The following is a 23,888-nucleotide window of genomic DNA, read 5'->3' as shown; positions in this document are numbered from 1 at the left end:
GGACCTGTTCGCCCTACCGGGCCCGTTCGCCGTACCGGAACCCGGCCCCGGACCGCCGCTCAGTGTCCCGTCACTCCGGCCCCACCAGCTCCGTCGCGTACGGCGGCTGGGCGCCCGGCCGGGAGCAGGTCACCGCGGCCGCGCGGGCCGCGAAGCCGAGGATGTCGCGCCAGGCGGCGGGGGACAGGGCGGCCAGCGCGGCGGGGGAGAGGGCACCGTGCGCGTCGAGGCGGTGCAGCAGCGCCGCGTTCACGGTGTCGCCCGCGCCGATCGTGTCGGCGACCTCGACCCGCTCGCCGGGCACCACGCACTCCGCACCGTCCGGCGTCAGCACGGACAGCCCGTCGCCGCCGCGGGTGAGCACGACCGCCGCGGGGCCGGCCGTCAGCCAGTCCCGCACCGCGGCCGCGACGCCCCGGGAGCCGGCCAGCCACGCCGCGTCCTCCTCGGAGAGCTTCAGCAGGGTGATGTGCGGCAGCCAGGAGCGGAAGCGGGCGCGGTAGGCGTCCGGGTCCGCGATCAGCCCGGCGCGGATGTTGGGGTCCAGCGCCGTGAAGATCCCCTGTTCCGCCGAGCGGCGCAGCAGGGCCTCGTACGCGCTCGCGCCCGGCTCCAGGACCAGCGAGCAGGTGCCGAACGACACCGCCCGAGCCGCGGCGGGCAGTTCGGGCGGCAGGGCGAACAGCCGGTCGGCGGTGCCGTCGGCGTAGAAGCCGTACCCCGCCGAGCCGTCCGGGCTGATGTCCGCGACGGCCAGCGTGGTGGGCTCGGTGCCGCGCTGGACGAGCGAGGTGTCCACCCCGTCCGCCCGCAGCCCGCGCAGCAGTTCCTCGCCGAAGGTGTCGGTGGACACCCGCGAGCAGAACGCGGCGGGCGAGCCGAGCCGGCCGAGGGCGAGCGCGGTGTTGTACGGGCCGCCGCCGCGGCGCGGCAGCAGCGCGGGCAACGGCCCGTCCCCGGAGGGTGGTTGCGAGCTGGGCACGAGGTCGATCAGGGCCTCGCCGGCGACGACGATCACGAGAGTCCTGGCCTTTCTGGGGGGGGAGGGGCGGGCGGTCAGCGCCCGGCGCCGGTGCAGCCGCAGGAGTCGCGGTGCACGTACGTACAGGGCAGCCGGAGGGTGCGCGGCGGGCGGTCCGGTTCCTCCAGCCGCTCCAGCAGCAGCCGGACCGCGGCGGCCCCGATCTCCTTGCTGGGCTGGGAGATCGCCGTCAGCCGCGGGGCGAAGAGGTCGGCCCAGGAGAAGTCGTCGAAGCAGGCCAGCGCGATGTCGCGGGGGACGTCGCGGCCGAGGTCGCGCAGCGCGCGCAGGGTGCCGATGGTCATCGCGTTGTTGGCGGTGATGATCGCGGTGGGCGGTTCGGGGGCGGCGAGCAGATGCCGGGTGGCGTCCTGGGCGCCCTCGGCCTCGGAGTTACCGCCCGCCAGCAGTTCGGGGGCGAAGGGCAGGCCGCGGGCGCGCAGGCCCTCGCGGTAGCCCTGGACGCGCTCGGTGGTGGTGCTCAGCCCGGGCAGCCCGGCCACCAGCCCGATGCGGGTGTGGCCCAGGTCGGCGAGGTGCTCGACGAGCTGCCGTACGGGGGCGGTGTTCTCGGCGCAGACCTGGTCGTACGCGTCGCCGACGAGCCGGTCGAGGAAGACGGCCGGAACCTTGCGCCGAGTGAGGTAGCCGGCCATGCCCGCCGGTTCGGCGGACGGCGCGACGATCATGCCGTCCACCCGGCGTTCGTGCAGCAGCCGGACGACCTTCTGCTCGTGCGCGGGGTCGTCGTGCGGATCGGCGATCAGCAGGCTGTAGCCCGCTTCCAGGGCGCCGGCCTCGACGCCCTGGAGGATCTCGGTGAAGTACGGGTTGCTGATCGCGGAGACCGCGAGCCCTATGGAGCGGGTGCGCGCGGTGACCAGGGAGCGGGCCAGCGTGTTGTGGGTGTAGCCCAGCTCGTCGATGGCCTTCAGGACGGCGGCGCGGGTGTCGGGGCGTACCGGCCGGGTCTCGTTGAGCACGTGCGAGACCGTGGCCACGGAGACCCCCGCCTGCCGTGCCACATCGACCATCGTCGTCATCCGGTCCGTCTCCCCGAGTCCGTCGCGCTGTTTCGCCGGCAGGAGGTCCGGCTGCCGGTACGTAGTCCATCACAGCCTAGACGTAAACGCTTGCGCAAACGTTTACCCCCGGGTTACGTTCACGCCGCCCATCCCGCAACACCCGCAACACCGCACGAAGACGTGAGGAGGCGCCATGCGCGCTGTCGTGGTCACCGAGCCGGGCCGTACCGCCCTGACCGAAGTCCCCGATCCCCGGCCGGAACCCGCGGAGGTCGTCGTGCGCGTCTCCTCCTGCGGGCTGTGCGGGACCGACATGCACATCTTCGGCGGTGAGCTGCCCGCCGTGACCTATCCGCTGGTCCCCGGCCACGAGCTGACCGGCGAGGTGGTGGCCGTGGGAGAGGGCGTCACCGGCCCCGCCGTCGGCGACCGCGTCGCGGTCAACCCGAACCTGCCGTGCGGCGCCTGCCACTACTGCCGCATCGGCCGCGCCAACCTCTGCGAGGACTACCGCGCGATCGGCGTCACCCAGGCGGGCGGCTTCGCCGAACTGGTCGCCGTCCCCGCCCGCTGCTGCCACCTCGTCCCGGAGTCCTTCTCCGAGGCCGCCGCGGGCCTGATCGAGCCGCTGTCCTGCGCGGTGCACGGCCTGAACCGGCTGCCCCGCCGCCCCGGCGAGCACTACCTGATCTACGGCGCCGGCACGATGGGCCTGATGATGGCCGCGCTGGTGCGCACCGCCGGAGCCGCCTCGGTGTCGGTCGTGGACCTCAACGAGGACCGGCTGGCCTTCGCCGAGAGCTTCGGCCTGGACGCCGCCGTCACCAGCGCCGACCGGCTCGGCCGGAAGGCCGGCTTCGAGGTGGTCGTCGACGCGACCGGCGCCGTCCCGGCCATCGAGGACGGCCTCGGCCGGGTCCGCAAGGGCGGTACGTTCCTCCAGTTCGGCGTCGCCGACCCGGCCCGTACCGCGAAGTTCTCGCCGTACCTCGTCTACCACCACGAGATCGACATCATCGGCTCGATGGCCGTCCACAACAGCTTTCAGCCCGCCATCGACGTACTCGCGGCGGGACTCGACCTCGACCCGCTGGTCAGCGACGTCTTCGGGCTGGCGGACTTCGACGAGGCGGTGGCCCGCTTCCGGGCCGGCGCCGGCCGCAAGATCCATATCGCGCCCCGGCAGGACTCCCGTACGGCCGGCCCGCGCCCCGCGCGACAGGGGTGACGCGCCGTGCCCGCACGCATCAAGAACGCCCTGATCTGGGTCTTCGGCGCCCTCGGCGGCATCCTGTGGGGCTATGACACCGGCGTCATCTCCGGCGCCATGCTCTTCATCAAGAAGGACATCGCGCTGACGCCGCTGCTGGAGGGCATGGTCGTCTCCGGCCTGCTGGTCGGCGCGATGCTCGGCGCGGGCCTGTCCGGGCGGCTGTCCGACTCCTGGGGCCGGCGCCGCCTGATCCTCACCGCCTCCGCCGTCTTCATCCTCGGCACCCTCGGCGCCTCCCTGGCCACCACCCCCTGGACGCTGATCGCCTTCCGCTTCGTGATCGGCGCCGGCGTGGGCATCGCGTCCGTCGTCGTACCGCTGTACCTGACGGAACTGGCCCCCAAGCACCTGCGCGGCGGGCTGACCTCCCTGATGCAGCTCCTGGTCACGGTCGGCATCTTCCTCGCGTACGTCACCGACTACCTGCTCGCCGGCGCCGAGGCCTGGCGCTGGATGATCGGCCTGGGCGTGGTGCCCGCGGCGATCCTCGCGCTCGGCATCATCACCCAGCCCGAGAGCCCCCGCTGGCTGGTCGGCAAGGGCCGGGGCGACGAGGCGCGGCAGGTGCTGACGCGACTGCGCGGCACGGGCGGCGCGGCCGACGCCGAACTGGCCGAGATCGAGGAGGCCGAGCGCGTCGAGCGGGCGGAGACCCGCTCGCTGACCCTCAAGGACCTCGCGGCGCCCCGGCTGCGGCCGGTCCTCCTCGTCGGGATGCTGCTGGTCTTCTTCCAGAACTTCGTCGGCATCAACACGATCATCTACTACGCGCCGACGCTGCTCACCGACATCGGCTTCGGCTCCGACGGCGCGATCCTCGCCAACGTCGGCATAGGGCTGCTCAACATGCTGATGACGCTGCCCGCCATGCGGCTCATCGATCGCAGGGGACGCAAGCCGCTGCTCCGGTACGGCGCGCTCGGCATGTGTACGGCAATGCTCGTGCTGGCCGCCACCAACCTGTCCGGGCTCGGGTACGGCGCGGCGCTGTCCGTCCTCACCCTCTTCGGCATCGCCCTGTACATCGCGTCCTTCGCCGTCTCCTGGGGCCCGGTGCAGTGGGTGATGCTGCCGGAGCTGTTCCCGATGCGGATCCGGGCCGCCGCGGTGAGCCTGTGCGTCATGTTCAACTGGCTGTTCAACATGGTGGTCTCGCTGCTCTTCCCGACCCTGCTGCGGGCCTGGGGCGCCGGCGTGAACTTCCTGTTCTTCGCCGTGACGACGTTCGCCGCCTTCGTCTTCGTACGGAAACTGCTGCCGGAGACCAAGGGCCGCAGCCTGGAGGAGATCGAACGGGAGCTCCTCAAGGGCCGGTCGGGGCATCCGGAGGACCGTGGCGCGGGCCGGTCGGGGCACCCCGAAGCGGACGGATCGGTACCGGTATCGTCGGGAGCCGACGCCGCACGGTGACGCCGCGTCCCCGACCGGAAACCTGGGAGAACGACATGAGCCAGCCCCCCGCCCGCCGGACCGTGCTGCGCGGGGCCGCGCTCGTCGGCGCGGCGGGCTTCGGTGTCGCCGCCTGCTCCGGCGGCGACTCGGACGGCGCCTCCGCGACGCCCGCCGAACCCGTCACGCTGGGCGCCGCCACCGAGGTGCCGGTCGGCGGCGCCAAGCTGTACCGCGAGAACCGGCTGCTGGTCTCGCAGCCCGAAAAGGGCCGGTTCAAGTGCTTCAGCGCCAAGTGCACCCACGCGGGGTGCGTGCTGGACAAGGTCGAGCGCAACCAGGGCAACTGCCCCTGCCACGGCAGCCGGTTCGACGTGACGACCGGCAAGGTCATCCAGGGACCGGCCTCGAAGCCGCTGCCGGAAGTCCCCGTCAAGGCCGAGGGCGGCAAGCTGATCGCCGGCTGACGGGCGGGGCGCCGGGCACCGTCACACCGCGCGGTTGGCCGGAAACGGGCTGCTCGGGGGCGGGGGCCTGACAGGGGGCCGGGTGAAGATCTACGATCGCACGACGCGTTGCACGGATGGCGCGCGAGGGGGTGTCGTCGTGCTGGTTTCCTCGTGTCACCACCAGGCGGCGGCAGCATGACCGGGCGCCGCTACCGGGTCCTGTGCCCTCCTGTACCCACGAGTCATGGAGTATCACCCGCGATGCACTGGAGGCGACTGCGCCGCCGCTGCCGGCGCGTGATCGACGCGATACCCCTGCCCGAGCCGTTCTCCGCCCAGGAACTGTGCGCCCGGCTCGCCGCCGACCGGCACCGCCCACTACGGCTGATGACCCTGCCCACCCCGACCGGGCTGGGGATGCCGACGGGCATGTGGCTGGCGACCGAGGAGGGTGACTACGTCTTCTACGACGCGCAGACCAGCCCGCTCCACCAGGAGCACATCATCCTCCACGAGATCGGCCACCTGGTCTGCGACCACCGCACGGCCGTCGAGGACACCGGACTCTTCCGGCAGATCGACATCGCGGACCCGGCCTCCATCCGGCGGGCCCTGGGCCGGACCCGCTACTCCGACCGGCAGGAGCAGGAGGCGGAGATGATCGCCAGCCTGATCCTGGAGGGCGCCGGCCGGGTGCCCGCGCCGACGCTGCTGTCCGGCACGCTCGGCGGCCTGGCGTCCGGGATGGGCCTGCGGTCCGGCACGGGCCCTCGGTCCGGTCCGGACCCGCGGGAAGACCGCCACCCGGGGGCGCCGTGCTCGCCCGGTTAGCGGATCTCGCCTGGCTGGAGAACGCCGGCATCGCCGCCCTGTGGGCGGTGGTCGTGGTCCGGGCGCCACAGGGCCTCAAGGACCGGGCGCAGCGGCCCCTGTGGTTCGCCATCGTGATGATCGCGCTGGCCATGTCGATGCACCTGGAGCCGGTCACCGCCGTCCTGGCCCGCCTCGTGCCGGGCGCCCACTGGGTCGACCTGACCACGCACCTGTTCAGCATCGTCGACGCCGCCGCCGTGCTGTGGTTCATCTTCCAGGCGGCGGGGCGGCAGCGCCGTACGGTCCTGGTGTTCGGCGCCGCCCTCGCCGTCATGCTCGCGCTCGTCGCGCTCGACCTGGCCGGGCCGCCGCACGCGCGCAACCAGATCACCCCCTCGCCGGACATCCCGAGCGTGCCGGACGCCTACTGGTACGTCTTCTTCGCCTTCCATCTGACGGCCGACACCACCTGCGGATGCGTCTGCTGGGCCCAGGGCCGTACCGGCGCGCCCCGACTGCTGCGGTACGGGCTGCGGCTGTTCGGTACGGGCATCCTGCTGGCGTCCCTCCTGTGGGTGCTCAAACTCTGTTACCTCCAGACCCGTTCGCCGGTCTTCGGCCCGCTGTTCTCGCCGGTCACCGGCGTCGAGGCGCTGTTCATCGCGGCGGGCGTGGCGCTGCCCGTCCTGGCCGCGGGCCGGCGGATGTGGCGGGACCGCGCCTCCTACCGGGGGCTGGCCGTGCTGTGGCGGGAGCTGACGGCGGTGACCCCGGACGTGGTCCTCGGGTCGGGCGGCCGGCTGCGGGACGCCGTGCTGCCGCTCCAGTTGCGCCTGTACCGGCGGGTCATCGAGATCCGTGACGCGATGATCGTGCTGCGGGACTACGTCACCCCGGACACCCTCGACGGCGTCCGCCGGCACGTGGGGGAGCAGGCCGTCCCCGAGCACCTGGCCGACGCGCACGTCACCGCCTGCTGGCTGGCCGCCGCCCTGCACGCCCGGCGCACCGGGGAGGAGCCACGGGCGCAGACGGCCAATCTCGCGGGCCCCGGTGCGGGCGATCTCGGCGAGGAGGTCCGTCACCTGCTGCGGATCGCGGATGCCTACCGGTCTCCCGTGGTACGCGCCTACCGGGCGGCACACGTCGGCAGCGGGTGACGGTGCCGTGCCGCGGCCCGCCGCCGACGGGCCGAATGTCCCTACGAGGAGAGGAAGACCGTGCTCATTGCCTTCGCCCTGACGCCCATGGGCGTGGAGGAGAACGGCGCGGCGTACGTCGCCGACGCGATCAAGATCATCCGGGAGTCCGGGCTGCCGAACCGCTCGGACTCCATGTACACGATGATCGAGGGGGACTGGGACGAGGTCATGGACGTCGTCAAGCGCGCGACCGAGGCCGTCGCCGACCGGGTGCCGCGCGTCCAGGTCAGCATCAAGGCCGACGTGTGGCCGGGGATGGACCGGCCGCTCGACGGCAAGATCTCGATGCTGGAGCGGCGCGTCGCGGACAACGCGGCCGCCGCGGCCGCCCTGGACGGCCGTACGGCCGCCGCGGACGCCGACGCGTCGGGCGTCCCGGCCACCGGCGCGGGGCCCGGCCGCTAGCGGGCCCCGGACGGCAGCCGCCCGGATCACCCCCAGTCCCAGCCGATCCCCACGATCCCGGGCCGTACGCCCTGCTCCACCAGGTGTACGGTCCGGTGCTGCCCGCTCAGTGTCAGTTCCTGCTGGCCCGCGCGCGGCGCGCCCGCCCTGGTCCGGGTGAAGCGGCGGCAGCGCACCGGCAGTGCGGCCTCGTCGAAGCACACCTGGAGGACGTACTGGCCGCCGGCGAAGCGGAAGCCGCGTACGTACTCCGCGCTCCGGCCGCCGCTGCCGTCCTCGAAGGTGTGGCCGAAGACGTGGGTGTCGCCCGTGCGCAGCCGGACGTCGAAGAGCAGCTCGGCCACCACCATCGCGGTGGCCGCGTGCCGGCGCACCCGTCCCAGACGGCAGTTCTCCCCGGCCGTGACGGTCACCCGTGACGGGTCGCAGCCGGCGTCACCCTGATGGATGGCGATGTAGCGGTCCACGCCGTCCCGGTGGGCCCGCATCACCTGGAGGGAGCGGCGCGCGCTCAGCTCGCGGCCCGCCCCGATGTACACCCATTCGTGGTGGCCGACCGTGTGCAGACCGCCGTCCGCGGGTGCCTCCAGCTCGGCGAGGAGCGCGTGCAGGGTGTCGGAGGGGTCGAAGAGCGAGCGGTAGGAGCGGGCGGCGGGGCGCTCCGTCGCCTCGGTCCGCGTGCCGCCTTCGGGGACCAGCAGCCGGTGCAGGGAGTGCGCGGGCAGGTCGAGGACCTCTTCCAGGGCCCGTACGGCGCGCAGCGACTCGGGGCGCTGCGGGCGCCGTGCCCCCTGTTGCCAGTAACTCAGGCTGGTCACGCCCACCTTGATGCCGCGCTGCGCCAGCTTGTGCTGGACGCGGTGCAGGGCGAGGCCGCGCGCGGCCAGGGCGGCGCGCAGGGCCAGGTGGAACGGGCCGGTCCGCAGAATCTGCGTCAGCTCGGCCAAGTGGGGAGAAACCGGGGTGTTCACCGGGTGTTCCCGGGGTGTCTGGTGCGGATTTTTCTCGTGTACTTCCTGATGTTCAAGAGGTGTACGAGGTGTCTGCTGTGCCGTGTGCTGTGTCATCGCCCAACCCTCCGGCGCGCGCGGTGAACGTTCACAACCGGACTCCACACCGTGCGCGGCCCCTGCCTGTCCGCTGCAGTACGCCGGGCACAGGCTGTTCACACCCGGCACCGGACGTCCACACCCCCATGTCATCCCGCATTGAAGCGTGTTGACCTGCTCTCGACAACACCCGATGCTCCTGACCAGCATCCGGATGCGCTCCTCCATCCCCACCCCCTCATTCGGGAGAGGAACGCCATGACCTGCGCACCACGCATACGCGGCTCGCGCCGCAGATGGCTGTCGGCCGCGGCACTGTCGGCCGCCGCACTGGCCGCCGTACCCGCGACACCCGCCACCGCCGCGCCCGCCCCCACCGGCACGACGGCACAGGCCGCGGTCGCCGCGCCCGCCCCACAGGGCGTGCTGGCCGCCGGCCGGCTCAACATCACCATGCAGGCCCAGGAGAAGAGCAACTGGTGCTGGGCCGCGTCCGGCAACACCATCGCCACCTTCTACGGCAAGCGCTACAGCCAGAACCAGTTCTGCAACGCGGCCTTCAACCGCCAGCAGGGCAGCACCTGCCCCAACAACCAGGCCACGCTCGGCAACGTGCAGAACGCGTTCGACTGGATGGGCATCAACCCGGGCTCGTACGTCACCGGCTACCTGCGCTACGGCACCGTGCAGAGCGAGATCAACGCGGGGCGCCCCGTCGAGACCCGCATCCAGTGGTCCTCGGGCGGCGGGCACATGCACGTGATCTACGGTTTCGACACCGCGAACAACTGGGTGTACTGGGGAGATCCGTGGGGGTCCAACAGCCGCTACAACTGGGGTGACTACAACTACTACGTCAACGGCAACTCCTTCTCCTGGACCCACTCCCTCTACCGGATCGGAGCCTGAGGCCATGACCGAGCACAGCGCTCCGGCCGTATCCGCCACCGCCGCGGGGCGCGGCACCCCGGCCCGCCGCACCGCCATACGGGCCGCCGCCACCGGCGCGCTCACCGCCGCCGTCCTCGGCCTCGCGCCGCAGAGCGCGCTGGCCGCCGCCCCCGCGCCGCCGCCCGCGCCCGCCGCGTCGGCCGTCACCGCCGCCCGCACGGCGGCCACCGCGCCGGACACCCTCGCGACGCTCTCCCGCTTCTTCGCCCGGGACGGCGCGGTCGCCCGGGCGCAGGCGCGGCCGCGCATCGAGGGCCGGACCGTGCCCGTGTACGTGCTCTCGGCCGACTTCGTGCGCGGCGAGGCCGGGGCGCCGGTCTCCCGGCTGGAGTTCCTGGCCAGCACGGCGGTCTCCGCCGACGGGCAGAAGGCGTCCGTGTGGACCGCCGAGACCGGCGGCGCCTGGAAGGTCGTCAACATCGCGACCGGCGACGACGAGGCCCGCTACAGCGCGGCCGGCGACGGCGGCACGGTCTTCCAGGAACCGCAGATCAACGCGTGGTACGAGCAGCGCGGCGACCGCGTCCGGCCGCTGGACGCCGAGGCCCGCAAGGCGGTCGGCGCGGGCGGCACCACCGTCGCCGCGTACCAGAAGCGCGTGGCGAAGGCGTACGGCGACAAGCTGCCCGGCTCCGCGTACGACCGGCGCGGCGCCGCGGGCGGATACGGCCCCCGGACGCCCGGCGCGGGCGACGGGGCCACCCCGGCGGGCCCGCAGGGGGAGCCCGTCGCGGCCGGCGCCACGGCGGGCGACAGCAGCGGCCCGGTGACCGCCGCCTCGGCCGTCGCGGGCACCGCCGCCCTGCTCGCCCTCGGCCTCTCCGGCGCCGCGGCGGTGCGCAGGCGCCACAGCCGCTGATCCCGGGTCCGGGCGGCCCCGCCCGGCCCCCGGACCCGCACCGGTCCGGGCGGCCCCCAGCCGCCCGGCACACCGCGTCCGCGCCGTCCGCCCCACGGCGCGGACGCCCTGCCGCACCACCGGCGTACGCGCCCGCCGCCGCCCGCTGTCACCGCCCCCAAGTAGGGTGGGCGGCATGGCAGACCCCAGCAGTTACCGACCCAAGCCGGGACAGATCCCCGACTCGCCCGGGGTCTACAGATTCCGTGACGAGTACCGCCGCGTCATCTACGTCGGCAAGGCCAAGAGCCTGCGCCAGCGCCTGTCCAGCTACTTCCAGGACCTGGCCAACCTCCATCCGCGTACGCGCACGATGGTCACCACCGCGGCCTCCGTCGAGTGGACGGTCGTCAGCACCGAGGTCGAGGCGCTCCAGCTCGAATACACCTGGATCAAGGAGTACGACCCGCGGTTCAACGTCAAGTACCGCGACGACAAGAGCTATCCGTATCTGGCCGTCACCCTCAACGAGGAATTCCCCAGGGTCCGGGTGATGCGCGGCGCCAAGAAGAAGGGCGTGCGCTACTTCGGCCCGTACGGCCAGGCCTGGGCCATCCGCGAGACCGTCGACCTGATGCTGCGCGTCTTCCCCGTACGGACCTGCTCCGCCGGGGTCTTCAAGCGCTCCGCGCAGATCGGCCGCCCCTGCCTGCTCGGCTACATCGGCAAGTGCTCGGCCCCCTGCGTCGGCCGCGTCTCCGCCGAGGAGCACCGCGAACTGGCCGAGGACTTCTGCGACTTCATGGCCGGCCGCACCGGCGCCTACCTCCGCCGCCTGGAGAAGTCCATGCAGGAGGCGGCCGAGGAGATGGAGTACGAGCGCGCCGCCCGCCTGCGCGACGACCTGGACGCGCTCCGGCGGGCGATGGAGAAGAGCGCCGTGGTGCTCGCCGACGCCACCGACGCCGACCTGATCGCCCTCGCCGAGGACGAGCTGGAAGCGGCCGTCCAGATCTTCCACGTCCGCGGCGGCCGGGTGCGCGGCCAGCGCGGCTGGGTCACCGACAAGGTCGAGAACGTGGACAGCGCCGCCCTCGTCGAGCACGCCCTTCAGCAGCTCTACGGCGAGGAGAGCGGCGACGCCGTACCCAAGGAAGTGCTGGTCCCGGCGCTGCCCGACCCGGTCGAGCCCGTCCAGCAGTGGCTCACCGGCCGCCGCGGCTCCCAGGTCTCGCTGCGCATTCCGCAGCGCGGCGACAAGAAGGACCTGATGGCCACGGTCCAGCGCAACGCCCAGCAGGCGCTGGCCCTGCACAAGACCAAGCGCGCCTCCGACCTGACCACCCGCTCCCGCGCCCTGGAGGAGATCGCCCAGGCCCTCGGCCTGGACTCGGTGCCGCTGCGCGTCGAATGCTTCGACATCTCCCACCTCCAGGGCGACGACGTGGTGGCCTCCATGGTCGTCTTCGAGGACGGCCTGGCCCGCAAGAGCGAGTACCGCCGCTTCCAGATCAAGACCTTCGAGGGCCAGGACGACGTCCGGGCCATGCACGAGGTCATCGGCCGCCGCTTCCGGCGCTACCTCCAGGAGAAACAGCAGACCGGGGAGTGGGACGAGGAGACGCCCGCCGGACAGGACGCGCAGCCCGCCGACGGGGAGGCGCCCGCGCCCACCGGCCCCGCCGACGGGGACGCGCCCCCGGCCACCGGCCCCACCGACGAGGACGGCCGGCCCAAGCGCTTCGCCTACCCGCCCCAGCTCGTCGTCGTCGACGGCGGACAGCCACAGGTCGCCGCCGCCCAGCGGGCCCTGTCCGAGCTGGGCATCGACGACGTCGCCGTCTGCGGCCTGGCCAAGCGCCTCGAAGAGGTCTGGGTGCCCGACGAGGACGACCCCGTCGTACTGCCCCGCAGCAGTGAGGGCCTCTATTTCCTCCAGCGGGTCCGTGACGAAGCCCACCGCTTCGCCATCGCCTATCAGCGCAACAAGCGCGGCAAGCGCCTCAAGGCCGGGCCACTGGACAGCGTCCCCGGCCTCGGCGAGAGTCGCCGCCAGGCCCTGCTGAAGCACTTCGGCTCGGTCAAGCGCCTGCGGGCCGCGCGGGTCGAGGACATCTGCGAGGTGCCGGGCATCGGCCGCAAGACGGCCGAGACGATCGCGGCGGCGCTGGCCGCGGCGGCCCCGGCCGCCCCGGCGGTGAACACCGCCACAGGAGAGATCATTGAGGATGACGCGACCCCTCCGGCCGCGTTGTCATCAGAACGGGGGGAACGATGAGCACGACCGAGCAGAACAGGCACGACATGCGGGACCGGCACGACACGCGGCGCCCCCGCACGACCGAGAGAGACGGTGCACAGGTGAGTACGGGCACGACGCGCGATGCCGACGCGGGCGAGAGCGCCGCCATCCCCGAGCTGGTGATCATCTCCGGGATGTCCGGGGCCGGCCGCAGCACGGCCGCCAAGTGCCTGGAGGACCTCGGCTGGTTCGTCGTCGACAACATCCCGCCCGAGCTGATCCCGCCCATGGTCGAGCTGGGCGCCCGCTCGCAGGGCAACGTGGCGCGGATCGCCGTCGTCGTGGACGTCCGCGGCCGGCGCTTCTTCGACAACCTCAAGGAGTCCCTGGCCACCCTCGACGCGCAGAACGTCAAGCGCCGCATCGTCTTCCTGGAGTCCTCCGACGAGGCCCTGGTGCGCCGCTTCGAGTCGGTGCGCCGCCCGCACCCTCTCCAGGGCGACGGGCGCATCGTGGACGGCATCGCCGCCGAGCGCGACCTGCTGCGCGAGCTGCGCGGCGACGCCGACCTGGTCATCGACACCTCCAGCCTGAACGTCCACGAACTGCGCGCCAAGATGGACGCCCAGTTCGCCGGCGAGGAGGTGCCCGAGCTGCGGGCCACGGTCATGTCCTTCGGCTTCAAGTACGGCCTGCCGGTCGACGCCGACATGGTCATCGACTGCCGGTTCATTCCCAACCCGCACTGGGTCCCGGAGCTGCGCCCGTACACCGGCCTGAACGACGAGGTCTCCGGCTACGTCTTCGGCCAGCCCGGCGCCAAGGAGTTCCTGGACGGCTACGCGGAGCTGCTGCGCATCGTCGCCGAGGGCTACCGCCGCGAGGGCAAGCGGTACGTGACCATCGCGGTCGGCTGTACGGGCGGCAAGCACCGCAGCGTCGCCATGTCCGAGAAGCTCGCCCACCGCCTGGTCTCCGAAGGCGTCGAGACCGTCGTCGTCCACCGGGACATGGGGCGCGAATGACCGCCAGCCGTCCCCTGCGGCTGCGCCGGGTCCGCAAGCTGGTCCCGGGCAGCCGCTCCGGCAGGGGCGCCACACCCAAGGTCGTGGCGCTCGGCGGCGGCATGGGCCTGTCCGCCTCGCTGGCCGCGCTGCGCCGCATCACCGGCGACCTGACCGCCGTGGTCACGGTCGCCGACGACGGCGGCTCCAGCGGGCGGCTGCGTGACGAACTGGGCGTCCTGCCGCCCGGCGACCTGCGCAAGGCGCTCGCCGCGCTGTGCGGGGACGACGACTGGGGCCAGACCTGGTCCCGGGTGATCCAGCACCGCTTCACCAGCGAGGGCGAGCTGCACGACCACGCCGTCGGCAACCTCCTCATCGTCGCCCTGTGGGAACAGCTCGGCGACCACGTCCAGGCCCTGGACCTGGTCGGCAAGCTGCTCGGCGCCCACGGCCGGGTGCTGCCCATGTCCGCCGTACCACTGGAACTCCAGGCCCTGGTCAAGGGGCACGACGAGACCCGCCCGGACCAGATCTCCACGGTCCGCGGCCAGGCCACGGTCGCGCTGACCCCGGGCGAGGTGCAGTCCGTACACCTCGTCCCGGAGGACCCGCCCGCGGTGCCCGAGGTCGTCGCCGCGGTCCGGGACGCGGACTGGGTGGTGCTCGGCCCCGGCTCCTGGTTCTCCTCCGTCATCCCGCACCTGCTCGTGCCCGAGCTGCGCGAAGCGCTGGAGGAGACCAAGGCCCGCAAGGTCCTCTCGTTGAACCTGGCACCCCAGCCGGGCGAAACCGATGGCTTTTCCCCGCAGCGTCATTTGGAGGTTTTGGCCCGACACGCCCCTAAACTCGCCTTCGACGTGGTGCTGGCCGACCGGGCCGCCGTGCCCGACATCGAGAGCCTGACCGTCGCTGCCAAGCAGCTCGTCGGCAGCGAGGTCGAGCTGGCGGAGGTCGCCGCGCCCGGCAGCCCCTGCGGCACGGCGGAGACCCACAAGGGTGCCGCCCGGCACGACCCGGAGCTGCTGGCCGCCGCGTACGACCGTATTTTTCGGATGCATGGAAGGATCGGCCCATGGCGATGACGGCAGCGGTGAAGGATGAAATCTCCCGGCTCCCCGTCACCCGGACCTGCTGCCGGAAGTCGGAGGTCTCGTCGATCCTGCGGTTCGCGGGCGGTCTGCACCTGGTCAGCGGGCGCATCGTGATCGAGGCGGAGCTGGACACGGGCATCGCCGCCCGGCGGCTGCGCAAGGACATCCTGGAGATCTTCGGCCACTCCTCCGACCTGGTGGTGATGGCCCCCGGCGGACTGCGGCGCGGCAGCCGCTACGTCGTACGGGTCGTGGCCGGCGGCGACCAGCTCGCCCGCCAGACCGGCCTGGTCGACGGCCGCGGCCGGCCCATCAGGGGCCTGCCCCCGCAGGTGGTCTCGGGCGCCACCTGTGACGCCGAGGCGGCCTGGCGCGGGGCCTTCCTCGCGCACGGCTCGCTCACCGAGCCCGGCCGCTCCTCCTCCCTGGAGGTCACCTGCCCGGGGCCCGAGGCGGCCCTCGCCCTGGTCGGCGCGGCCCGCCGGCTGGGCATCGGCGCCAAGGCCCGCGAGGTGCGTGGGGTGGACCGCGTGGTCGTCCGTGACGGTGATGCGATTGGCGCGCTGTTGACGCGCCTGGGTGCCCATGAGTCCGTACTGGCCTGGGAGGAGCGGCGGATGCGCCGCGAGGTCCGCGCCACGGCCAACCGCCTCGCCAACTTCGACGACGCGAACCTGCGCCGCTCGGCCCGCGCCGCGGTCGCCGCGGGCGCCCGGGTGCAGCGCGCCCTGGAGATCCTCGGCGAGGAGGTCCCCGAACACCTCGCCGCCGCCGGCCGCCTGCGCATGGACCACAAGCAGGCGTCCCTGGAGGAACTGGGCGCCCTCGCCGACCCGCCACTGACGAAGGACGCGGTCGCCGGCCGCATCCGCCGCCTCCTGGCGATGGCCGACAAGCGCGCCCAGGACCTGGGCATCCCCGGCACGGAATCCAACCTGTCGGAGGAGATGGCCGACGGGATGGTCGGCTGACCCGACCACGCGAGCGCGACACCGGGCCCGGCCGCACGGGGCGGGGGCCGGTCCGGTTCCTACCCCGAAGCGATGGGCACAGCACGGCACCCGGCAGCGTGACCAAGCTTGCTGCACGCACCGTACCGAGCGACGCCCCCGCGACCCCGGTCCCGGGACCGCGCCTCCGGACTCCGTCCTACGGCCCGCCCCGTTCCGCCGGAACAGCGGCCACCGGCCGGTGGGGGCAGGCGTCCTCCCACCCTCGCCGCCGCAGGCTGACACGTACCGGAGGGGCCGGGACCGGAGGACGGAGTCTGGAGGGCCCGGGCCCGTCCCCCCCACCGGCAGCCGCCGCCCCGCAGGCTGGTACGGGACCGGGCCTCCAGGCTCCGTCCTACGGCCCGCCCCCTTCCGCCGGAACAGCGGCCACCGGCCGGTGGGGGCAGGCGTCCTCCCACCCTCGCCGCCGCAGGCTGACACGTACGGGAGGGGTCGGGACCGGAGGACGGAGTCCGTAGGGCCCGGGCCCGCGCCGATGACGGACGTCAGAAGTTCGGACCGTGACCTGCGGGGCACCGGTACCGACTCCGGCTCCGCGGTCCGCTCGCCCCTCGCCGGCTGGTCGTATCCCGGGACCGGGCCGAGCCGGTGTTCGTCGACCGGCCCCCGCCGCAGGCGCTTGTTGTGCCTGCGGCCGGAGAGCTTTGGCCGCGTTACCTCTGGGTAGGCCCCCGCTGGGAGGATGATCGCGTTCGATTCGCCCCCGTAGGCGCGCCGACTCCGACCGGTCTCGCTGCCGGTCTCGCCGCCGGGCTCGCCATCCGGCCAGGAGGTCGCATCGCCGTCCGCGGCCTGTCCGTCCAGGCGTCCCGCCCGGCTGAGGGCCACGTCCGGGCGCCGCCGGTTCACGGTTGCGCCGCGTCGACCGGGGAGCTTCTCGGCCACACCTCGCTTTCGCCACACTCTGTATTGACATGATCATGCAGCGTCACCAGTCTGTCGAACGCCTATTCACGAGAGGGACGACGGCAAGGGGGGCTCATGAGACGCAGGGCGAGATCCTTACTCGCGGCGGCATCGTTGCTGCTGGGAGGGGTGGTGGCGGCGCCGACCGCGCAGGCGCGGGTGGGGGACGCGGGGGAGCGGAGCGCTGTCGCGGTCTGGACGGCCGAGGTCACCCAGGCGCAGGTGCCGCTGCTGCTCAAGGCGGGAGTGGACGGTCACGAGCTGAGCGCGCGGGTGCCGAGGACCGGTAAGGCGGAGGTCGAGGTGTATCTCTCGGCCGCGCAGGCCGACGCGCTGCGCCGGCAGGGCGTGGACCTGACGCGCAAAATCGTTCCTGCCGAGGCGCAGCGCAAGCTGAAGGCGCAGGGCGACCGGGTCTTCCGCCCGTACACAGGTGTCAACGGCCTGATGAAGGAGATGATCGACACCGCCCGGTACCACCGGAACCTCGCGAAGGCCGTCAGCATCGGCAAGACCGTCAAGGGCCGCGACATCATGGCCCTGAAGCTGACCGGGAACGCCGACCGGACCGCGGACGGGTCCAAGCCCGCCGTCCTGTACATGTCCAACCAGCACGCCCGGGAGTGGATCACTCCCGAGATGACCCGCCGGCTGATGCAGTACTACCTGGCCGGGTACGGCAAGGACCCGCGGCTGACGAAGATCCTCGACACCACCGAGCTGTGGTTCGTGCTCTCCGCCAATCCGGACGGCTACGACTACACCTTCGAGGACCCGAAGAACCGGCTGTGGCGCAAGAATCTGCGCGACAACAACGGCGACGGCCGGATCACGCCCGGCGACGGCGTCGACCTCAACCGCAACTTCACCTACAAGTGGGGTTACGACAACGAGGGTTCGTCCCCGAATCCGGCAGGCGAGACCTACCGTGGCCCGGCCGCCGCCTCCGAGCCCGAGACCAAGGCGTTGGACGCTTTCGAGAAGCGCATCGGTTTCCGATACGCCGTCAACTACCACTCCGCCGCGGAGTTGATCCTCTACGGCGTCGGCTGGCAGGTGGCCACCCCCACACCCGACGACGTCCTCTACCGGGCCCTGGCCGGCACCCCGGAGAAGCCCGCGATTCCCGGCTACCGCCCGCAGGTCTCCTCCGAGCTGTACATCACCAACGGCGAGGCCGACGGCCACGCTTCCAACGTCAACGGCATCCCGATGTTCACCCCCGAGATGTCCACCTGCCAGACGGTGTCCAACGCCGACCCCGACGACGAGTGGCACGCCGCCGACTGCCCGTCCGTCTTCAGCTTCCCCGACTCCGAGAAGCTCATCCAGGCGGAGTTCGAGAAGAACATCCCCTTCGCGCTCTCCGTCGCCGAGAGCGCTCGGCGCCCTGACCGGCCCGTCTCGTCCGTGGGCCTGGCGGCGCCCGACTTCACCCCGCACGCCTTCAGCACGTCCTACGCCCGGGGCGAGGATCAGGAAGTCGCCGTCACCGCCCGCAAGTCCGTACGCGACAAGGAGCTGAACTACCGCGTCAACGGTGGCCGCCGGCACACCGAGGAGCTGGACGCGTGGGAGGGCGGCGAGACGTACGGCGGTGAGGACAACCTGCACTTCGACCAGTACCGGGCGTCCGTCGAGGGCGCCGGGCCGGGGGACGAGGTCGAGGTCTGGTTCTCCGGCCGCACCCGCGTCGGCGAGGCCACCGAGAGTGAACCTTTCACCTACACCGTCGCCGAACGGCCGCGCGCCGACACCCTCGTCCTCGCCGAGGAGGGCGGCACCACCCCCGCGCGGCACACCGCCGCCTACACCGAGGCCCTCGCCGCCAACGGCCACCGCGCCGCCGTCTGGGACGTCGCCCGGCAGGGATCCCCGGACGCGCTGGGCGTCCTGAGCCACTTCGAGAACGTCGTCTGGTACACGGGCGCCGGCCGGCCGGGCGGCACCACTCTCCTGGCCGTACGCGACTACCTCAACGAGGGCGGCAAGCTGATCGCCGCGGGTGAGCAGGCGGGCGGCAGCGCCGTGGTCGGCCGGGCCGTGACCGACGACTTCAGCCAGTACTACCTGGGCGCCGGCGGCCGGGTCCCGGTCGGGAACCCGCCCTCCTTCCAAGGCGCCGGCAAGCTCGCCGGCGCCGAGGTGAAGCTCGGCGACGCGCCCGGCAACCCGCTGGACTCCGCGGGCGCCCACCCGGTGATCTCCGACGAGCTGCCACCGGCCACGTTCCCGCAGTTCGCCAGCGCAGCGGCCGGCGAGTACCCGGGAGTACGGACACCCTTCCAGCCGTACGAGGGCGACTGGTTCGCCGCCGCGCGGCACCGCGACTCCTCCTGGATGCGGCTGACCCGGACCGTGGACCTGACCGGCGTGTCCGCGAGCGACAAGCCCGTCCTCCGGTTCATGCTCGGCCACGACACCGAGGCGGGGTACGACAACGCCGTCGTCGAGGCGCACACCACCGGCCAGGACGACTGGACGACGCTGCCCGACGCGAACGGCGGCACCGGCACCGACGTACCCGCGGAGTGCGGGGCCGGTTACTACCTGGCCGCCCACCCCTTCCTCCGGCACTACCTGACCCGTACGGGCACCGAGTGCCGCAACACCGGCACCACCGGCGCGTGGCACCGCTTCACCGGCGCCTCGGACGGCTGGCGACCGGTCGCCGTCGACCTGTCCGCCTACGCCGGGCAGCGCGTCGAGCTGGCGCTCTCCTCCATCACCGACCCCAGCGCCGGCGGCCGCGGCGTCTTCGCCGACAACACCCGGCTCACCACCGGCACCGGCGGCGAGCCGCTGGAGGGCTTCGAGACCTCGCTCGGGCCCTGGACCGTCCCCGGCCCGCCCGCCGGCAGCCCGCACGCCACGGGCGACTGGGCCCGCTCCAAGGAGCTGTTCCGGGCCGCCGGCGCGGTGACCACGCGCGACACCGTGCTGCTGGGCTTCGGTCTGGAGCACGTACAGACCGCCGCGGACCGGGCGGAACTGACCGGCGTGGCGCTCCGGGCGCTCGACGGCTGACCGCGCCCGTCCTCTCTCGGCGAACAGGGCGGCCCGTGGCCCCAGAGTGGGCCCGGACCGCCCCTGTCAATGTCACGTACGTCTCGTATTGGGGGTAGGGTCGGAGGCGGTCGGGGACATCCCATACAGCTCGCCGGTACTGAACCGGCGCACCAACGAGGAGATCGGTTCGTGACGATCCGCGTAGGCATCAACGGATTCGGCCGCATTGGTCGCAACTACTTCCGCGCGCTCCTGGAGCAGGGTGCGGACATCGAGATCGTCGGTGTCAACGACCTGACCGACAACGCCACCCTGGTTCACCTGCTGAAGTACGACTCCATCCTGGGTCGCCTGAAGCAGGACGTCAGCCACACCGACGACACCATCACGGTCGGCAACCAGACCTTCAAGACGATGGCCGAGCGCGACCCGGCGAACCTCCCCTGGGGCGAGCTGGGTGCCGACATCGTCATCGAGTCGACCGGCATCTTCACCAAGAAGGCCGACGCCGAGAAGCACATCCAGGCCGGCGCCAAGAAGGTCCTGATCTCCGCGCCCGCCAAGGGCGAGGACATCACGATCGTGATGGGCGTCAACCAGGACAAGTACGACGCGGCCAACCACCACGTCATCTCCAATGCCTCCTGCACCACCAACTGCGTGGCGCCGATGGCCAAGGTTCTCGACGAGAACTTCGGCATCGTCAAGGGCCTGATGACGACCGTCCACGCGTACACCAACGACCAGCGCATCCTGGACTTCCCGCACTCGGACCTGCGCCGCGCCCGCGCCGCCGCGGAGAACATCATCCCGACCACGACCGGTGCCGCCAAGGCCACCGCGCTGGTCCTCCCGCAGCTCGAGGGCAAGCTGGACGGCATCGCCATGCGCGTCCCGGTCCCCACCGGCTCCGTGACCGACCTGGTCATCGAGCTGGACCGCGAGGTCACCAAGGACGAGATCAACGCCGCGTTCCAGAAGGCGGCCGAGGGCCAGCTCAAGGGCATCCTGGAGTACACCGAGGACCCGATCGTCTCCTCGGACATCGTCAACTGGCCGGCCTCCTGCACCTTCGACTCCTCCCTGACGATGGCGCAGGGCAAGAGCGTCAAGGTCATCGGCTGGTACGACAACGAGTGGGGCTACTCCAACCGCCTGGTGGACCTGACCACCTTCGTCGGCGGCCAGCTCTGACACCTGCCTGACCAAGGCCAGGGCACGTAGATGTGCGGAAGGGGCTCGTAGGGCGCACGGAAGCGCCGTACGGGCCCCCTCCCATGACCGACCTACGCAACGGAGTCACTTCGCATGAAGACGATCGACGATCTCGCCCGGGAAGGGCTGTCCGGCAAGCGGGTCTTCGTCCGCGCGGACCTGAATGTGCCGCTGGACGGCACCACCATCACCGACGACGGCCGCATCCGCGCCGTCCAGCCGACGATCGCCAAGCTGGCCCAGCTCGGCGCCAAGGTGATCGTCGCCTCCCACCTGGGCCGCCCCAAGGGCGCCCCCGACCCGGCCTTCTCGCTGCGCCCCGCCGCCGAGCGGCTGGGTGAGCTGATCGGCCGCGACGTCGCCTTCGCCACGGACACGGTCGGCGAGTCCGCCCGCTCCGTCGTCGACGGGCTCGGGGAGGGCGAGGTCGCCGTCCTGGAGAACCTGCGCTTCAACCCGGGCGAGACCAGCAAGGACGACGCCGAGCGCGGCGCCTTCGCGGACCGGCTCGCGGCCCTCGCGGACGTGTACGTCGGTGACGGCTTCGGCGCCGTGCACCGCAAGCACGCCTCCGTCTACGACCTGCCGGCCCGCCTGCCGCACGCCGCCGGCGACCTGATCGCCGCCGAGGTCACCGTCCTGAAGAAGCTCACCGAGGACGTCAAGCGCCCGTACGTGGTCGTGCTCGGCGGCGCCAAGGTCTCCGACAAGCTGGCCGTCATCGACCAGCTTCTCGGCAAGGCCGACCGGCTGCTGATCGGCGGCGGCATGGCGTACACCTTCCTCAAGGCCAAGGGCTACGAGGTCGGCATCTCCCTCCTCCAGGAGGACCAGATCCCGACCGTCACCGAGTACATGGAGCGCGCCGAGAAGAACGGGGTCGAGCTGGTCCTGCCGGTCGACATCCTGGCCTCGGCCGACTTCCCCGACCTGAAGACGAAGGCCCCGGCCGACTACGTCACGGTCGACGCCGACAAGATCCCCTCCGACAAGGAGGGCCTGGACATCGGCCCGAAGACCCGCGAGCTGTTCGCCTCGAAGATCGCCGACGCCGAGACCGTGTTCTGGAACGGCCCGGTCGGCGTCGCCGAGCACCCCGACTACGCGGGCGGCACCACCGCCATCGCGCAGTCCCTGCTGAACTGCGACGGCTTCACCGTCGTCGGCGGCGGCGACTCGGCCGCGGCCGTGCGCTCGCTCGGCTTCGACGAGAATGCTTTCGGCCACATCTCGACCGGTGGCGGCGCCAGCCTCGAATACCTCGAAGGCAAGACGCTCCCCGGCCTCGCCGCTCTGGAGGACTGAAGAACCGTGACTGACCGTACCCCGCTGATGGCGGGCAACTGGAAGATGAACCTCAACCACCTTGAGGCCATCGCGCACGTCCAGAAGCTCGCCTTCGCACTCGCCGACAAGGACTACGAGGCCACCGAGGTCGCGGTCCTGCCGCCCTTCACCGACCTGCGTTCGGTGCAGACGCTGGTCGACGGCGACAAGCTCAAGATCAAGTACGGCGCCCAGGACCTCTCGGCGCACGACTCCGGCGCGTACACCGGTGAGATCTCGGGCGCCATGCTGGCCAAGCTCAAGTGCAGCTACGTGGCCGTCGGGCACAGCGAGCGTCGCCAGTACCACGGCGAGAACGAGGAGATCTGCAACGCCAAGGTGAAGGCGGCCTTCCAGCACGGCCTCACCCCGATCCTGTGCGTCGGCGAGGGCCTGGACGTCCGCAAGGCCGGCAACCAGGTCGCGCACACCCTCGCCCAGGTCGACGGCGGCCTCAAGGACATCCCGGCCGAGCAGGCCGAGACCGTCGTCATCGCCTACGAGCCCGTGTGGGCCATCGGCACCGGCGAGGTCGCCACGCCCGAGGACGCGCAGGAGGTCTGCGGCGCGATCCGCCGCCGCCTCGCCGAGCTGTACAGCCAGGAGCTGGCCGACAAGGTCCGCATCCAGTACGGCGGCTCGGTCAAGTCCGGCAATGTCGCCGCGATCATGGCGCAGCCGGATGTGGACGGCGCGCTGATCGGCGGCGCGGCGCTGGACGTGGACGAGTTCGTCAAGATCGTCCGGTTCCGCGACCAGTAGCAGCTATGACGACGGGCCAGGCCCGTCGTACCCTGTCGGGGCCGGGCCCGGTGCCGTGTGCGCCGCCCGGCCCCGTACCATTCGATCTTCTTCGGTACGTCCCGTCCGTCAGTCCTAGAGAGTTGGTCCAGCCGTGGTCATCGGGTTCTCGGTAGCCCTCATCGTCTTCAGCCTGCTGCTGATGATGCTGGTGCTCATGCACAAGGGGAAGGGCGGCGGCCTGTCCGACATGTTCGGCGGCGGCATGCAGTCCTCGGTCGGCGGTTCCTCCGTCGCGGAACGCAACCTGGACCGCATCACCATCGTGATCGCCCTGCTCTGGTTCGCCTGCATCGTCGTACTCGGCGTCCTGATGAAGCTGGACGGCTGACATGCCGTCGAGGACGCGGCCTATCATGAAGGGCGGCGTCCTCGGTGGGGGTGTAACTCCTGTCACTGGACGCGCGTTGGGCCTTACGTAGACTGGGGCGCTCGCAGCGCGACTGCTGTTCGATGCTTCGCAGCACCATTACGCAGGGAGTTACAACCGTGGCAAGTGGCAACGCGATCCGAGGAAGTCGGGTCGGGGCGGGGCCGATGGGGGAGGCGGAGCGGGGCGAGTCCGCACCGCGCATCCGCATCTCCTTCTGGTGCTCGAACGGGCACGAGACTCAGCCCAGCTTCGCCGGCGACGCGCAGATTCCTGACACCTGGGACTGCCCGCGCTGCGGCTTCCCGGCAGGCAAGGACCGGGACAACCCGCCGGACCCGCCGCGCACCGAACCGTACAAGACGCACCTCGCGTACGTCCGGGAGCGCAGGAGCGACGCCGACGGCGAGGCGATCCTCGCCGAGGCCCTCGCCAAGCTCCGCGGAGAGATCTGACGGACCAGCACACACCACGACCGGCCCGGCCGGAGGGA

The 23,888-nt window shown here is 72.2% G+C and carries 21 protein-coding genes; 18 read left to right on the top strand and 3 right to left on the bottom strand.

Annotated elements, in window-relative coordinates; genetic code table 11:
* Positions 1-70 precede the first annotated feature (70 nt).
* Both ACH4EB_RS00260 and ACH4EB_RS00255 read right to left on the bottom strand, forming a co-directional pair.
* Positions 71-1,018, bottom strand: coding sequence for a carbohydrate kinase (locus ACH4EB_RS00260; RefSeq protein WP_398344980.1), 948 nt, complete (start codon positions 1,016-1,018; stop codon positions 71-73).
* Between the two features lie 38 nt (positions 1,019-1,056).
* Positions 1,057-2,064: a LacI family DNA-binding transcriptional regulator gene (locus tag ACH4EB_RS00255; protein WP_398344979.1), complete on the bottom strand. Its 1,008-nt coding sequence runs from the start codon at positions 2,062-2,064 to the stop codon at positions 1,057-1,059.
* A 175-nt stretch (positions 2,065-2,239) separates the two neighbouring features.
* On the opposite strand from ACH4EB_RS00255, the gene ACH4EB_RS00250 reads away from it, so the two are divergent.
* From ACH4EB_RS00250 to ACH4EB_RS00225, 6 genes are all read left to right on the top strand, one after another.
* Positions 2,240-3,274 (top strand): zinc-dependent alcohol dehydrogenase family protein, encoded by a 1,035-nt coding sequence (locus ACH4EB_RS00250; protein ID WP_398344978.1) that lies wholly within the window; start codon positions 2,240-2,242, stop codon positions 3,272-3,274.
* A 6-nt stretch (positions 3,275-3,280) separates the two neighbouring features.
* Positions 3,281-4,729 (top strand): sugar porter family MFS transporter, encoded by a 1,449-nt coding sequence (locus ACH4EB_RS00245; protein ID WP_398344977.1) that lies wholly within the window; start codon positions 3,281-3,283, stop codon positions 4,727-4,729.
* A gap of 35 nt (positions 4,730-4,764) precedes the next feature.
* Positions 4,765-5,175 (top strand): Rieske 2Fe-2S domain-containing protein, encoded by a 411-nt coding sequence (locus ACH4EB_RS00240; protein ID WP_398344976.1) that lies wholly within the window; start codon positions 4,765-4,767, stop codon positions 5,173-5,175.
* A 243-nt stretch (positions 5,176-5,418) separates the two neighbouring features.
* Positions 5,419-5,988 (top strand): hypothetical protein, encoded by a 570-nt coding sequence (locus ACH4EB_RS00235; RefSeq protein WP_398344975.1) that lies wholly within the window; start codon positions 5,419-5,421, stop codon positions 5,986-5,988.
* Positions 5,973-7,130: an MAB_1171c family putative transporter gene (locus ACH4EB_RS00230; RefSeq protein WP_398344974.1), complete on the top strand. Its 1,158-nt coding sequence runs from the start codon at positions 5,973-5,975 to the stop codon at positions 7,128-7,130. The genes ACH4EB_RS00235 and ACH4EB_RS00230 overlap by 16 nt, the downstream gene beginning before the upstream one ends.
* A 60-nt stretch (positions 7,131-7,190) precedes the next feature.
* Entirely contained in the window at positions 7,191-7,577 is a 387-nt protein-coding gene (locus ACH4EB_RS00225; RefSeq protein ID WP_398344973.1) for an MTH1187 family thiamine-binding protein, read from the top strand.
* 26 nt (positions 7,578-7,603) lie between these two features.
* On the opposite strand, the gene ACH4EB_RS00220 is transcribed toward ACH4EB_RS00225, so the two are convergent.
* Complete coding sequence (locus ACH4EB_RS00220) at positions 7,604-8,548, bottom strand: hypothetical protein (protein WP_398344972.1); 945 nt, start codon at positions 8,546-8,548, stop codon at positions 7,604-7,606.
* A 336-nt stretch (positions 8,549-8,884) separates the two neighbouring features.
* On the opposite strand from ACH4EB_RS00220, the gene ACH4EB_RS00215 reads away from it, so the two are divergent.
* The 12 genes from ACH4EB_RS00215 (at position 8,885) to ACH4EB_RS00160 (ending at position 23,850) form a co-directional block, all read left to right on the top strand.
* Positions 8,885-9,535: a papain-like cysteine protease family protein gene (locus ACH4EB_RS00215; protein ID WP_398344971.1), complete on the top strand. Its 651-nt coding sequence runs from the start codon at positions 8,885-8,887 to the stop codon at positions 9,533-9,535.
* Between the two features lie 4 nt (positions 9,536-9,539).
* Complete coding sequence (locus tag ACH4EB_RS00210) at positions 9,540-10,436, top strand: hypothetical protein (RefSeq protein ID WP_398344970.1); 897 nt, start codon at positions 9,540-9,542, stop codon at positions 10,434-10,436.
* A 175-nt stretch (positions 10,437-10,611) separates the two neighbouring features.
* Positions 10,612-12,693 carry an excinuclease ABC subunit UvrC gene (uvrC, locus tag ACH4EB_RS00205; protein WP_398344969.1) on the top strand — a complete coding sequence of 694 codons (2,082 nt, stop codon included), beginning with the start codon at positions 10,612-10,614 and terminating at the stop codon, positions 12,691-12,693.
* Between the two features lie 26 nt (positions 12,694-12,719).
* Positions 12,720-13,682 carry an RNase adapter RapZ gene (rapZ, locus tag ACH4EB_RS00200; protein ID WP_398345702.1) on the top strand — a complete coding sequence of 321 codons (963 nt, stop codon included), beginning with the start codon at positions 12,720-12,722 and terminating at the stop codon, positions 13,680-13,682.
* Positions 13,679-14,746 (top strand): uridine diphosphate-N-acetylglucosamine-binding protein YvcK, encoded by a 1,068-nt coding sequence (gene yvcK, locus ACH4EB_RS00195; protein WP_398344968.1) that lies wholly within the window; start codon positions 13,679-13,681, stop codon positions 14,744-14,746. The genes rapZ and yvcK overlap by 4 nt, the downstream gene beginning before the upstream one ends.
* A complete protein-coding gene (gene whiA, locus ACH4EB_RS00190) occupies positions 14,737-15,726 on the top strand; it encodes a DNA-binding protein WhiA (protein WP_003987139.1) in 990 nt (329 codons plus the stop codon). Before yvcK ends, whiA begins: the two co-directional genes overlap by 10 nt.
* 1,023 nt (positions 15,727-16,749) lie before the next feature.
* The gene (locus ACH4EB_RS00185) at positions 16,750-19,701 is read left to right on the top strand and encodes a M14 family zinc carboxypeptidase (RefSeq protein ID WP_398344967.1); all 2,952 of its coding nucleotides are present in this window, start codon (positions 16,750-16,752) and stop codon (positions 19,699-19,701) included.
* A 171-nt stretch (positions 19,702-19,872) separates the two neighbouring features.
* Positions 19,873-20,877: a type I glyceraldehyde-3-phosphate dehydrogenase gene (gene gap, locus ACH4EB_RS00180; RefSeq protein WP_398344966.1), complete on the top strand. Its 1,005-nt coding sequence runs from the start codon at positions 19,873-19,875 to the stop codon at positions 20,875-20,877.
* A 114-nt stretch (positions 20,878-20,991) separates the two neighbouring features.
* The gene (locus ACH4EB_RS00175) at positions 20,992-22,203 is read left to right on the top strand and encodes a phosphoglycerate kinase (RefSeq protein ID WP_398344965.1); all 1,212 of its coding nucleotides are present in this window, start codon (positions 20,992-20,994) and stop codon (positions 22,201-22,203) included.
* A gap of 6 nt (positions 22,204-22,209) precedes the next feature.
* A complete protein-coding gene (gene tpiA / locus ACH4EB_RS00170) occupies positions 22,210-22,986 on the top strand; it encodes a triose-phosphate isomerase (protein WP_398344964.1) in 777 nt (258 codons plus the stop codon).
* A gap of 133 nt (positions 22,987-23,119) precedes the next feature.
* Positions 23,120-23,356 (top strand): preprotein translocase subunit SecG, encoded by a 237-nt coding sequence (secG, locus tag ACH4EB_RS00165; RefSeq protein WP_388148656.1) that lies wholly within the window; start codon positions 23,120-23,122, stop codon positions 23,354-23,356.
* Between the two features lie 158 nt (positions 23,357-23,514).
* A complete protein-coding gene (locus ACH4EB_RS00160) occupies positions 23,515-23,850 on the top strand; it encodes an RNA polymerase-binding protein RbpA (RefSeq protein WP_003986538.1) in 336 nt (111 codons plus the stop codon).
* Positions 23,851-23,888: the final 38 nt, after the last annotated feature.

Source organism: Streptomyces sp. NPDC018045, from assembly GCF_044327445.1.
In the GTDB taxonomy this organism is placed as follows: Bacteria; Actinomycetota; Actinomycetes; order Streptomycetales; family Streptomycetaceae; genus Streptomyces.
This window is presented reverse-complemented; position numbering and strand designations above follow the sequence as displayed.

Excerpts from the sequence above, each read along its gene's own strand:
- ACH4EB_RS00255 (WP_398344979.1), bottom strand. The coding sequence starts at position 2,064 with ATGACGACGATGGTCGATGTGGCACGGCAGGCGGGGGTCTCCGTGGCC.
- ACH4EB_RS00250 (WP_398344978.1), top strand. The coding sequence starts at position 2,240 with ATGCGCGCTGTCGTGGTCACCGAGCCGGGCCGTACCGCCCTGACCGAA.
- ACH4EB_RS00240 (WP_398344976.1), top strand. The coding sequence starts at position 4,765 with ATGAGCCAGCCCCCCGCCCGCCGGACCGTGCTGCGCGGGGCCGCGCTC.
- ACH4EB_RS00235 (WP_398344975.1), top strand. The coding sequence starts at position 5,419 with ATGCACTGGAGGCGACTGCGCCGCCGCTGCCGGCGCGTGATCGACGCG.
- ACH4EB_RS00215 (WP_398344971.1), top strand. The coding sequence starts at position 8,885 with ATGACCTGCGCACCACGCATACGCGGCTCGCGCCGCAGATGGCTGTCG.
- ACH4EB_RS00210 (WP_398344970.1), top strand. The coding sequence starts at position 9,540 with ATGACCGAGCACAGCGCTCCGGCCGTATCCGCCACCGCCGCGGGGCGC.
- uvrC (WP_398344969.1), top strand. The coding sequence starts at position 10,612 with ATGGCAGACCCCAGCAGTTACCGACCCAAGCCGGGACAGATCCCCGAC.
- rapZ (WP_398345702.1), top strand. The coding sequence starts at position 12,720 with ATGCGGGACCGGCACGACACGCGGCGCCCCCGCACGACCGAGAGAGAC.
- yvcK (WP_398344968.1), top strand. The coding sequence starts at position 13,679 with ATGACCGCCAGCCGTCCCCTGCGGCTGCGCCGGGTCCGCAAGCTGGTC.
- whiA (WP_003987139.1), top strand. The coding sequence starts at position 14,737 with ATGGCGATGACGGCAGCGGTGAAGGATGAAATCTCCCGGCTCCCCGTC.
- ACH4EB_RS00185 (WP_398344967.1), top strand. The coding sequence starts at position 16,750 with ATGAGACGCAGGGCGAGATCCTTACTCGCGGCGGCATCGTTGCTGCTG.
- ACH4EB_RS00175 (WP_398344965.1), top strand. The coding sequence starts at position 20,992 with ATGAAGACGATCGACGATCTCGCCCGGGAAGGGCTGTCCGGCAAGCGG.